10 protein-coding genes and 4 pseudogenes are annotated in these 12,074 nt (G+C 41.5%); 5 read left to right on the top strand and 9 right to left on the bottom strand.

Annotation, left to right across the window (positions count from 1 at the left end; genetic code table 11):
- Positions 1-27: 27 nt before the first annotated feature.
- Positions 28-134, top strand: a pseudogene (locus JNUCC22_RS19525) (DUF4177 domain-containing protein); the annotation flags it as partial.
- Positions 135-223: 89 nt separating this feature from the next.
- Here the strand turns inward: JNUCC22_RS19525 and JNUCC22_RS08940 are convergent.
- Positions 224-658: a dUTP diphosphatase gene (locus JNUCC22_RS08940; protein WP_216062278.1), complete on the bottom strand. Its 435-nt coding sequence runs from the start codon at positions 656-658 to the stop codon at positions 224-226.
- A gap of 378 nt (positions 659-1,036) precedes the next feature.
- Here JNUCC22_RS08940 and JNUCC22_RS08935 point away from each other — a divergent pair, with 378 nt between their 5' ends.
- From JNUCC22_RS08935 to JNUCC22_RS08920, 4 genes and pseudogenes are all read left to right on the top strand, one after another.
- The gene (locus JNUCC22_RS08935; protein ID WP_020955875.1) at positions 1,037-3,454 is read left to right on the top strand and encodes a peptidase G2 autoproteolytic cleavage domain-containing protein; all 2,418 of its coding nucleotides are present in this window, start codon (positions 1,037-1,039) and stop codon (positions 3,452-3,454) included.
- Positions 3,455-3,622: 168 nt separating this feature from the next.
- On the top strand, positions 3,623-3,784 hold the full coding sequence (locus JNUCC22_RS08930) for a hypothetical protein (protein WP_020955874.1): 162 nt from the start codon (positions 3,623-3,625) through the stop codon (positions 3,782-3,784).
- Between the two features lie 305 nt (positions 3,785-4,089).
- A pseudogene (locus tag JNUCC22_RS08925) lies at positions 4,090-4,608 on the top strand (stress protein).
- A gap of 781 nt (positions 4,609-5,389) precedes the next feature.
- The gene (locus JNUCC22_RS08920; RefSeq protein ID WP_003154022.1) at positions 5,390-5,488 is read left to right on the top strand and encodes a YjcZ family sporulation protein; all 99 of its coding nucleotides are present in this window, start codon (positions 5,390-5,392) and stop codon (positions 5,486-5,488) included.
- A gap of 163 nt (positions 5,489-5,651) precedes the next feature.
- Here JNUCC22_RS08920 and JNUCC22_RS08915 read toward each other — a convergent pair whose 3' ends face one another.
- The 8 genes and pseudogenes from JNUCC22_RS08915 to JNUCC22_RS08885 all read right to left on the bottom strand — a co-directional run bounded on the left by JNUCC22_RS08915 (position 5,652) and on the right by JNUCC22_RS08885 (position 12,062).
- Entirely contained in the window at positions 5,652-6,272 is a 621-nt protein-coding gene (locus tag JNUCC22_RS08915) for a lytic polysaccharide monooxygenase auxiliary activity family 9 protein (protein ID WP_003154023.1), read from the bottom strand.
- Between the two features lie 207 nt (positions 6,273-6,479).
- The gene (locus JNUCC22_RS08910) at positions 6,480-7,553 is read right to left on the bottom strand and encodes an LLM class flavin-dependent oxidoreductase (RefSeq protein ID WP_020955872.1); all 1,074 of its coding nucleotides are present in this window, start codon (positions 7,551-7,553) and stop codon (positions 6,480-6,482) included.
- Positions 7,554-7,761: 208 nt separating this feature from the next.
- Positions 7,762-8,382 (bottom strand): DUF3885 domain-containing protein, encoded by a 621-nt coding sequence (locus JNUCC22_RS08905; RefSeq protein WP_020955870.1) that lies wholly within the window; start codon positions 8,380-8,382, stop codon positions 7,762-7,764.
- A 559-nt stretch (positions 8,383-8,941) separates the two neighbouring features.
- Positions 8,942-9,421: pseudogene (locus JNUCC22_RS08900) on the bottom strand (DUF4944 domain-containing protein).
- A 129-nt stretch (positions 9,422-9,550) separates the two neighbouring features.
- The gene (locus JNUCC22_RS08895) at positions 9,551-9,886 is read right to left on the bottom strand and encodes a DUF3902 family protein (RefSeq protein ID WP_042635229.1); all 336 of its coding nucleotides are present in this window, start codon (positions 9,884-9,886) and stop codon (positions 9,551-9,553) included.
- A gap of 129 nt (positions 9,887-10,015) precedes the next feature.
- Positions 10,016-10,255 (bottom strand): annotated as a pseudogene (locus tag JNUCC22_RS19520) (hypothetical protein).
- 273 nt (positions 10,256-10,528) lie between these two features.
- Positions 10,529-11,071 carry a GNAT family N-acetyltransferase gene (locus tag JNUCC22_RS08890; RefSeq protein ID WP_020955868.1) on the bottom strand — a complete coding sequence of 181 codons (543 nt, stop codon included), beginning with the start codon at positions 11,069-11,071 and terminating at the stop codon, positions 10,529-10,531.
- 232 nt (positions 11,072-11,303) lie between these two features.
- Positions 11,304-12,062, bottom strand: coding sequence for an N-acetyltransferase (locus JNUCC22_RS08885; protein ID WP_042635228.1), 759 nt, complete (start codon positions 12,060-12,062; stop codon positions 11,304-11,306).
- Positions 12,063-12,074: the final 12 nt, after the last annotated feature.

Here is a 12,074-nt window from a genome sequence, read left to right as displayed (position 1 = left end):
AGAGTGAGGACTGCAGGGAAATCATTTTATCAATATGCTGAGCTGGGCTGGCGTCCGGCTCAAATATTTGCTCCGGCATAGACGGTTACGGAGCGGCCGGTTATTTCGAAGTCAAATTCGAACGTGACGTATGATTTCCCAATTCAAGAATCCCCGAAACAAATTGAATGTAACTGCTGTTTCCATAAAAAAAAAGACTGCTGTTAAGCAGTCTTTTTTCGTTTTATTTCGTACCTGTTGATCCCAGTCCGCCGCGGTCATTGTTCCCGAGCTTGTCTACTTCGATCAGCTCCACTTCAGGCATTTTCTTCATGATTCTGAATTGGCAGATCCGCTCCCCCTTGGAAATGTCGGTATCCCGAAGCGCGAATGCAGGAAAAAACCAGAAGTCATTGTCGCCTTTATAAGATTCATCAATGACTCCCATTGAATTTGTCTGAATGATATCGAAATGCTTATATGTACTTGAACGCGGAACGACATGGGCCTCATATCCTTCCGGCAGTTCCATCGCAACTCCAAGCGGGATAAGTTTGAATTCACCTTTTTTGATTGTTATATCTTCAGCTGCCCGCAGATCAATCCAATCGCCCTGTTCAATTTTACTGATTCTCGTTTGCGTATCATCTGAATATTTAATTTTGATTTGTAAAGTCATTTTCGCTGCTCCTTTTGCTTCCCTATTTCAGTCGTATTGATGACCAATCCGTGCCCCATTATACCATTTAACTGATAAAAATGTTGATTTTGGTGTATATGCAGCCGAAGAGGAAGCACTGCGAAGCCAATGAGAATAAACCTAAAATGAGGGCCCCTCCTATCAGTTTTTCCTCCATTTTCACATGACAGCTTCAATTACAATAATACAAAGCTTTATATCCGTTCTTTCAACAGAGCTTTTTTAAAATTTCACCTTGGTTTCAAAAGGAATTTCGTTCTGAATAAAGAATTTGAAGAATAAGCGCTTAAAGGGCGCACGACTCTTTTCTGTCCCCTGCCTCAGGCGCTTATATCAAAAGAAAGAGGTGTCTTTAGAATGGTTCAATTTAAAAACTTTCCTGATCCGTCTTTAAACGCCCCATTGCAGTCTCGCCCTGCACAGCCCTCTGAATTGGAGCATCTCAAAGCAAGGATGCAGAATTTTATTAAGCATTCCGCAACGGATGATAATCTTGAGATCGCAGATGCCCGGGTGACGGCGGAAGGAATGGTCACCTCACTTTTAAAAGAACGGCTTGATACCGAATACGAAATGCTTATGAATAAAATCACCCGGGAAGTGAATGTGGAGGACTACGGAGCGGTCCCTGACGGCCGGGACAATACAGAAGCTTTTCGGAGAGCGATCGGGAACGGCCGGGTCAAAGTAAATGTTCCCGCAGGAGAATTTTTGGTTCAAGGGATAAAACTCCCCTCATGGACTACCATTTCCGGTGAGGGACAAGGGATTACCGTGCTTAAGCTTCATGAGGACACTCCCGCATTCGAATGGGTCATTACTAACGATGATTACGAAAATGGAAACCGTAATATTTTTGTGGAAAACATGACTTTAGACTGGAATCCTGATCGTCAATGCGGGGTCAGGAACCCCGGAGGACAGTTTTCCAGCTGTTTAACGTTTGCTAATGTGCAATACGGCTGGATTAAGAATGTTGAAACGGTTAACGCGGGTCTCCATGGTATTGATATTACATCTCCGACTTACGATCATTTGCCTGAAACAGAATGGACGAAAGACGGCTGCCGATATATATGGATTGATAACTGTGTGGCATACGGCGCCGGAGACGACGGCATTACCACCCATTACAGCGAGTATATTTTCATTTCCAACTGCCATTCCGGAAACCCCCGCGGCACAGAGCATGCTGAGGGCAGCGCAAACTCGAACGGCATTGAAATTGACGACGGCTCTAAACATGTATGGCTTTTAAATAACTATACGAGCGGAAATATCCGCGGGATTGAGGTAAAGGCGCACAGCCTGTGGCCGGCTTCTCAAAATGTTCATATTATCGGTCATGTTTCGTATCGTGATGTACGTTCATTTGATATTCGTCATATCGGCCATCATCAGGCCTCAGACCCCGAAAGCACGACGGCTTATGATGTTACTTTAACCGATTGCACCGCGATTGAACCGGTATTCAATGCTCTCTATGACGGTGTGACCCCGAGGGCGCTGGTCATCTCTGCCTATAAAAACGTTAATGTAAACGGATTCACAGCTATTGGTGATCCCTCATACGACTATGGCGGGAATCCAGTCGTGGCTCTTCAATACCGCAGTCAAAATATCACGATCAACGGCATTAAAATACGCGGCTTTACACAAGCAGGTGTTGACATCAATATATCCGGCGGATCAAATAAAACCGATTATGTTAAAATTTTAAATTTTGATATATACAAGTCATCTCCTAAAGGCATCTCAATCGGCGGAGGCCAATATAACGTAAATATTATGAACGGTACGATGATCGGAGACGGCGGTTCCGTCGGAATTACGTCCCCTAACAGTCAGGCCGTCATTCTCGGGGTGCAAGCGGAAGGTTACAGCGCGGCCGCATCTATAAAAGGACAGACTTATGAGCAGATCCCCGTCAATTTAAAGGGAGGCGCACAGCTCGCGACCAGCTCCGGTTTTGCATTCAACCCGACAAGCGCCGTTATTGCGGGAACAGGCGATATTACGGCCAGAGGTGACAGAAATGCGATCATCAGCTCTTCCGGAGGTTCAAGTTCTGAAGGTTCAAGGGCATTTATCGCCGCTTCTAACAATGTCCATATTACGGGCAGCAAAGTCTCCAGAACAATTCTGTCATCAGAAAGCATTACATTGGAAGAACCATACACGGTTGCCGGAGGGCATCAGTCCATCAAATGGAAACTTGATTCAGCGGGCGGTCACGGTACGTTCGCCGGAGCTGTCACCTCTTCCCTGTCAGGGTACGGAGAATATTTTGAAAGTGTAACCGGCCAGACAATTCCCGCCGGGACGATCGTCACAGTGAAAGGCGAAAAAATTGAATCGGCTCACGTCGGAGATTACATGCTCGGCGTCATTTCAGAAACAGCCGCTTTTATCTCAGGAGCCGCAAGCTTCGGATGGCAAAGCCGCTTTTTGACAAACGAGTTCGGCGGTTTCATTTACGAAAATGTGACTGACGAGGAAACAGGAGAAACGGTACGCGTGCCGAAACAAAACCCAGACTGCAGTCCGGCTCTTGAAGCTGACTATGAAGCACGCGCGGCCAGAGACGAATGGCACATTGTCGGACTCAACGGCCGGCATTACGTACGGGTCGACGGTACGGTCAGCCCGGGAGATTATATCACGGCTCATAACGGAATCGGGACTAAAGCCGCGGAAGGCTGGAAGGTATTGAAACTGACGGCCTTATACAGTTCTGAAAAAGGGTACGGCATTGCAATTGCGGTTATCAAATAGGGTCTCAATATCAGGATCATCTCCTCTCTTTTCTATCGGGCGGGTATGATCCTGTTTTTTATACCGAATGAGATGCCTCTTTTTCAGCATACCGTTTCATTTGTCCAAGCCATCCATGCTTTCTGTCATAGAATACTACCGTCAGATGAAAAAAGGAGGAATATGAGTATGGATATGGGTATGGATATGGACATGGATATGAACGGACATTATGATCACCACCCAAAGCAGCCTAAACAAAAAAAGAAGAAACAAGATAAAAAGCATCTTGATTATGATTACATCGTTGTTTATAAAAGAAAATGCAAAAAATGTAAAAAATGCTGCTAACTTGACATATCAACACTTTTTACACCCGGTAAACTCCGGGTGTTTTTCTTATTATGGCGTTTCTCCGGGCTATTTTCACCCAAAATCCGGTCATCCTATCACAATACATAAAAAGACTCTATTATTTTCTTCCCTTTTCGCCTAATTAAAAGTATTTCATTTACAGAAAACAACACAAATAGAATGACATGACTTTTGAGAAAATCTACTCTTTGCTTGGTCAATTTTTCTGCGATACCATGAATTTGCAACAATTTTTAAAAATTTCCTCAGGAGGTCATAGCCATTAAAAAATCGCCAGAACGATAGTCGGATCATGCTTAGCTTTATCTCTAACAATTCCTTTCACAGCCAGTGCCTCAGCAGCCAGTCAGTCTAAACACGCAAACGCGCCTCACGTTTCACCCGTTGCAAATCCGTTAGAAAGTAAATTATCCAAAACAGCAGACCAAAACGTAAAAGCAGCAGGTGTTGATGCCGGGCTGAACGTAAACGTAGATGTTCTCGGAATCTCAGATCGCATTGCTGAAGCGGTTAAGTAAGATCAAAACCGAACCGGCTGGGTAAAAAATGTCATGGAAACAACATTTTACGCATCAGGACAGAAGTACAACGTCATGGTGTTCAATTTAAATCAAGAATATGAAGACCGCTTTAACGGCGTTCAGTTTTACGGATCAGCCGTTTATGACGGTATTACTTACGGAATCTGGGTCTTCGAAGACGGGTCCTTCGATAACAAAGGAGACGGGGGCTGGATCAATTGGGCATTCAGAGGGTGGTTCGATCGTGATAATCAGCGTATTGAATTCCACAGACCTTAATACGGAGAAAACTTGCGGCAGCGCCCGCAAGTTTTTTTTAACTGGACTGCACATTTTTCACCGTTATAACGACTATACTTGAAATGCGGGCTCCGATCGCAGCCCCGGTAAAGTCTTTCAAAGTGAGGGTATACCATGTCAAAGTCTTTAAAAATAGTGTTGTGGAGCATATTGGTGTTCATCATCTTGTTAGTGATTATCGGAATCGTTTCTTACAATCAAACTCCGTCTGCAGAAAGCACAGCAAAAAGAATGCTTTACAGCGTCTAATCAATGTTAAATCTTCATCGGCTTTTTTTATTTACCGCAGAACACTTGAAGTTCTTCTATTTAGATCGTTAACGTTCCCATTCGGAATGGAGTATACGCGTGTATCATCAGGCAATCCGTTTTGATACATGGTTCCGATTATGCCCTTCGCATCTTTTTTCTCGATTCCCCATCACATTCCCTTTTTTCATAATACTGCTCTTGAAACCAACCAATCATTTCTTCAGCCTGTTCCGTTGAATCAAAAGGTTCCAATCCTAATAGCGTGTTGCATTTTCATTTTTAAAAAAACAAGCCAACTGCGCATCCTCTTCGCAACTTCTCAATGTATGAGCCTACTCGTTTCTATTACAGGAAGCAGTACGATGCCTCCTTTTACTCATTTTAACGGATGGTCATGTAAAGGAAATATAGACTAAAAAAACTTTTTTTCAAAAAGTAAACTAGCATCCCTATCAAACTTTTCATTTCGGCATAATATGTATTAATCCTCTTTAGGAGGTGAGATTATATGGGATTCTCAGGTGGTTATGGTAGCTCCTTTGCGTTAATCGTGGTGCTATTCATTTTATTAATCATCGTTGGGGCTTCTTTCCTCGGCGGTTATTAAGAATCCTCTTACCTCCGCATCCATGTCAGCAGCACCTCCATGATCGTACGGCGCCATAAATGAAATGTTTATGGCGCTCTGCTGTTTTCCCCTTTTCATTCACACATTAAAACTAAAAAGATCGGCCGATGTATCAACATGCAGCCGATCAGTAATTCATAAATTATTGTGTAAGGTTTACATCGATGACGTTATAGAAGGCATTGGAAGTATCCGCAACGTCCCATACCCCTAAAATGACATGATACCCGCTTCGATCAGTCGGCACAAAAATCTTATGAGTCAGATTCGTATCTGCCTTGGAACCGTCGTGGTTTACCGTTCCGATTAATTCGAATTCATCTCTTGACAAAGGTTTATTCGGATTCCAGTTTTTCTTGGTGATATAATAGTGCCACTTTGATGTCGCATGAGGGGCCGTGTAGTACCAAGTAAAGGTGTTAAAACCGCCGCGGATGTTTTGTTTCACCCAATAATCTGCAGTCTGCTTGTCTAAACCGAAGTCAATTTGTCCAGATCCCCCATTTGCAGACGCAATTCTTCCATCAGGCGGACCTGCGGCCGGAAATCCTTTCGGCCCTTCTACAGACTGAGGATTATCAATGACGGAGCCATATTTCTGCGCAGCGGCCGTCCAGCCCAATGTTTGTTTCTCTAATGCTCCCATGTACGCTCTGCTGACGGGCTCTTTTATATACCCGTGCGCAGATGCATCACTTGAATAAAAAGCGCCTCCAATACCAAGAGTAACAGTTAAAACTGCAGCTTTTACTAAACCTTTCATTACTGCATCATCCTCCCTCTTTTGTTAATAAAAACCCTTCAGTGTATACACTTCACGATGGAGGATGAAATGACCTTCCTTTTCTTGATAGGAAAAAGCAATGAGGTTGGCGCTTTTCCCTTTGTTTTTTATAATCATAAAGAAAAAGCCGGGCCGATTCTGTTATCGAATCCGCGATTGACCGGCCCGCCCCTTTTGCGCAGAACTTCATTCGCTGGATTTGCCGGTTTCCTTTCGGATAACCGGTGCTACTTCCGCTGCTAATCGTTCGATGTTTTCCGCGGCTTTTTTAAACGGCATACCTCCTATATCGATTTGCGCGAGAAATCGCTGATGTCCGAATAACTCGTATTGATGCATGATTTTTTCAATGATCTGCTGTGAGCTTCCCACAAATAAAGCTGTTTCTTTTCCGGACGCCCGCGCAAAATCTTCCTTCGTTAAAGGCTCATCGATCCCGTGATATGAATGAACGTGAGACCAGTAATTTGAATGATACGGATAAAATTCTTGTATTGCCTGTTCATTCGTTTTTGAAATGAACATATGTCCGGTTACGGCAACCTTCACATTTTCCGGAGGATGACCGGCTTTAGAAGCCGCTTCCCGGTATTTGTCAACAAGCGGCTTAGATGACATCGGATCACCGCTCAGTACAGCTAATGCCAACCCCGCACCTGCACGCCCGGCCCGTTCTGCGCTTTCCGGAGTCCCCGAAACACCTAACCATAGCGGAATGCTTCCGCGAAAAGGCCGAGGAGAAATTTCTGCCTCGCGCAGCGGCGGCCGGTAACGTCCTTTCCAGGTAACCGATTCTTCCCCGGAATTTAATTTTAAAAAAAGGTCAATGTGTTCTTCAAACAGTTCTTTATAATGGCCTACGTCATAACCGAAAAGAGGAAACGAGTCTAAAAATGCGCCCCGTCCCGCAATGATTTCCGCCCGGCCGTCTGAAATCAGATCAAGCGTTGCAAAATCCTCAAATAAACGGACGGGATCTGCGGTGGATAATACAGTCGTGGCACTGGTCAGCTTAATATTTTCAGTGATCTGTGAAATCGCTGATAAGATGGCCGGCGGCGAAGATACCGCATAATCAAGACGATGATGCTCGCCTACACCGAATACATCAAGCCCTGCGTCGTCAGCCAGTTTCGCCAGCTTCATCAATTCATCTATCCGCTGCTTTGCGCTGACTGTTTTCCCTGTCAGAGGATCGGGATATAATTCTGCAAATGAATAAATTCCAATTTCCATACAATCACGGTGTTCAGCCCTCACATTTCTCTCCTCCTGCACTGAGTAAAAAAGCTTTTATGTTATTCTATTCAGCCGTTTTACAAATAGGAATTCGTTCAAAATAAATACAGAAGGTGGTATGAGAGAAAAAAAGTTTCTGGCGTCCTTCAATTCTGCCCATTATACTCATGCAGCCGGACTAGGCAAGAACAAAGCCGGCACAAGCGGATTCGAATTCATGTGTTCATTTTCAGTCCAATTCAATCCAATCGTGATATTGATCATAAAGCTTTCGTATTCTTCCGGCATCAAGAGCAATGACTTCACACCCTCTGTCATCATACAGAAAGAAAATAATATCTTTTGTCATATTCACAAAGAAAACATCGGGATACCCAACGGAACAGCCCCCGAACCTTGGCTTCAGCGGAAAATCTTCGTGGACGGCTGCCTTAAGTAATTGGGGGATACGCAGATCTTTCCGTTTACATAATAAAGAAAACTGCTGCATTTCATATTCTTCTTCGACCGGGCATGGACAGGTCTTCACTTGAATCCGATATAAGTCATCCTTACACTTCAGAAACGGCTGATAAACCTTTAATTTTCTCGCATGATTACCTTGAGATTTGTGCTTATACACGTTGGCAACAAGAAACAAGTCATCGCTATGTTCAAACAGCTCATTGAAAAGTGCGGCGGTTTGATGATGAACAAGCTGAAAATACTCAAGATTCAAAGCACCGCTTTCATTAAATTGATACATATTGCCGCCGAGAGAAAAATGAATTCCCACGTCCCATTGATGATAAATGCCGGGCACTAATTTTAAAGTCGGAAACCTTTCCTTCAGATAATCATTTATTTTCATTCAAACATCTCACTTTCCTTTTCCCGCTCCAGAAGCAGAAGAAGCCGAAAACATTCCGCTTATTTCTTTTTCACCCTTGTAATATTATTCCGATTGGAATACAATGAAATAGAACACTGTGAACCCCATTGATCAGGGTGGATGCTGGTCACATTCATCCTGATCCTTTCTTTTACATAAAATCTCCCCAACTTTGAACCCCTCCGTTTCCAACCTTATTCATTGATGTTACATATATTTCAATGGGTTTATTTTCTTATCATAAGCATCAAGAGGTGTCAGCTTTGAACAACATCAGAAGATTAAGAGCATATTTTCAGTCTCACCGTAAAATAGGTCTGGCTGCAGACTTGCTTACGGCTGTATTGCTTATCTCATTATCCATTCTTTTTTACGGATGCCGGCAGGGAGCTGTTAATGGTTTCTTTATGTATGTCTTAGTAAGTAATTTTATCGGCTCCAATCCCTCTTTTATCGACTTCAGCACATCGAGGAAAAAACAGACAAAAATAAAGGCTCTGCGTCAAAAAGAGGGTTATACCGCCCTCTTTTTATTCTTTCAGTCATACCAATGCGTTCTTTTCAGATTGAATTTTTCTGAATAGGACTCATGATCGGTTTTCCATGCTGCTTCAACAGTGATTTCATGACCGATTACTTCATGTTCCGGCATATATTCAAACGTCTGAATATGGTCTTCTCCCGTTCCGCCGCCTTCTAATTTCTCTCCGGTGTATTCTGAAAGATGATAGTCTTTATCTTCACCATATTTCCGGCCGTCAACAAATAATGTTTATCTCTTAATCACCGTGTTCTTTTCATTCACTTTATTACCTCTGTAATACAAATTCAAGAAATAGTTAGGGCCGATAGAGGTCTTGCCTGATTTTTCGATTGACGCCTCCCACGTCTTGCTTTGGCTATAGCCGATATATTTAACTTTTTCTCCTGAAATTAAAGAAAACAGTGCAAATCCGGCTGCTATTATGAGAACAGTGATAATAACCAGCAATGTTTTAATGACTTTACGTTTTTTCATGACATCCCGCCTTTATCATTTAGAACGTATGAATATTAGAATTGTTACATTTAATTTGAAAGAATAATAAAAAGGGATTCTAATCCCAGGAATAAAAAAAATACTAAGAAGATCATATTCCCCTTAGCTTCACATCCCAGATTGCCATGCAATAATGATAAAAGTCGTCCAAAAAGTTGTGACGAAAATAAGCATAACGGTTACAATCATTAAAATGAGACAACTTATTGTTAGAATTGAGTCTTTGTTTTTGTTAAGAATCAGAGTAACCATTGATCCTGCAGCAAATAGATACGACAAAACCGCACCGACCCAATACCACAGCATAGAGTCATTGCTCCAGTAAGCCATTGACTGCATATAAATACTGAATATAAATCCTGACAATGCTAATAGAAACGAAACTAAATTTGATTTCACGTTAGAGTTCCTTTCTTCATAAGTTTTATTTTTAGGCACGGTCATACATCTGATAACACCTTTTATGCGTTATGCTTCGCTGCTTTGTCTGCATATTTTAATTCTTATTTCGTTTTTAAATATGTTTACGAAAACAGAAATCATATAAAGTTCACCTGAAACGCCGATTTAAAATTAAATAGATGTTTTATAAGCGTTAATTGCTTGATTTCTCAAAAGCATATTATCTTTCGCAACCATTCCAAGATTGTATGCTTGTTTGATGATATCCAGCACTTGATTATCAGTTTCAGTTACAACTCGTCCACCAGTTATTCTGGATTTCCAATAATCAAACTGGTGATTTCATTCTGAACAGCTTTTAACATTTTGATTATCAACCACTTTTCCATTCTCGAGCGCATCATTGCTGATTCGATTACTTCCCGCTCCTTCTGTCGTTAAACTGCAAAATGTCCATCACATTCATCCTCTCTCCAATTTTACAACGTTGCTATAACGAATTTTATGTTTTTCCCAACCTTCAAGCTTAATCTTTTTGATCGTTACTAATCTAAGTACTTTTTTCAATTCCATAATCCATTGGTATGATCGGTAACCTAATGAAGTATTTAACTTAAATACAAAAAAACCTGCTTTCAGCAAGGTTTTTTCGACAAAGGGGAGATTATTTCCCCACAAATTCTATTAACTATGTTTTTGTTTTAACCATTCTTTCTTTAGCAATGCGTATTGGTAAGTGTTTTCATATTTAGGTGTTCCATCCTCGTGTGCAGTAAATGAAATAAATTCAAGAAAATAACCTTCTTTACGCATTCCTAATCTTTCACATAATTTTTGTGACCTGCAGTTATCATCTTCAACATATGCATAAAGCCTTCTTGCTTCTTTTTGCATAAAGAGATACTCAAAGAAAGCCTTCGCACTTTCACTTGCGTATCCCTTCCCTTCAAAACGGGCATTGAAATTCCAACAAACAGAATAGGTATCTGGCTCTTCTTTTAAATAAAATAGTTCTCCGACCAGATCTTTACTGTCTTTTAAACAAACTGCAATATAAGAGTCATCTCGGCTTCTTTTTTGAACGTTTACGGCAGCTTCTTCTAACGTAGACATTCTGTCATCAAGAAAGCAATTCACTCTCGGATGTGCCGAATATTCCAACAAACCTTGCGCATCTCTCTCCGTAAAATTTCTTAAAATTAAGCGATGGGTTTCAATTTCTTGCATTTGCAGTCTCCTGTTTCATTGTTATCGATCTTTGAAAAGAACTTCTTCAACAGATCTTCTTCGTTTGTTGAAGAACTTATCTCAATCTATTTTTACTATAATGATGGACGTTATCATCTTTGTCAAAAACAATAATCATTCATTTGCCGCCCGCGATGTAAAGTACTGAACAATTTTCGTGAAAAACCCTCAGTATCGAATATAGAAACGAGGAATAGTAATTAAAACAAAGTTAAGCCATTAAAAGCTTATTGAGTATTTTTTCAAACTTATTCACGCTCATCATCTCATGAGTGAGAAATGTCCCCTTATAAAACACGCTGAAAGTCGTCCAAACTGCCGGGGATTTTTGCGCCATATCTTTTGACGTTATTCGCCGGGCCTGAAAATTTCCTTTCTTTTCAGTCAGTTCCTTTAAATCCTTTAACAATCCAACTGCAAATGGGCATTGGGCTGTATAAAATATTGTGATTCCCTCATCATTAACGAAATTACTTTTCACCTGTTTTTTAAATACAGGAGGATGTGCATGTTCATTCCACGTCAGTGACATCCACTGAAAATAGGGTTCTGCTTCATCTTGCACAGCAAATCCCATATGTTCAAAGAAATGCTTATCACTTAAATAAGGGAGTTTTTTCTTCCCCACTATATGAACTATCCCATCCATACCGCGGGATTTTGCATCTGACACACATTTTTCTAACAAGTGTTTCGCATGTCCGTTATTCTTATATTTACCTGAGACCCAAAGACAATTAATAAACATAAAATGAGGTGCGCTTACCGGAACCCACGCTTCTTCTGCAGGTAAATATTCAATAAAAACTTTTGCCCGTTCGTTTAGGCGATAGAACACCAAGCCATCAATCATCCGATCTTTGAGCCAGCTCTTCTTTTCATTTACCGCATCCTCATATTGTTTCGCACCTAATGCACAGCAAATATGATTGTCATTAATATTGTCCCTAGTCAACTCAATGTATTCCATTTTTCCTCACCC

Origin of the sequence: Bacillus sp. JNUCC-22 (genome assembly GCF_018861275.1) — a bacterium.
GTDB lineage: Bacteria > Bacillota > Bacilli > Bacillales > Bacillaceae > Bacillus > Bacillus velezensis.
The sequence above is the reverse complement of the archived record's forward strand: the minus strand, read 5'-3'. Positions and strand labels throughout refer to the sequence as shown.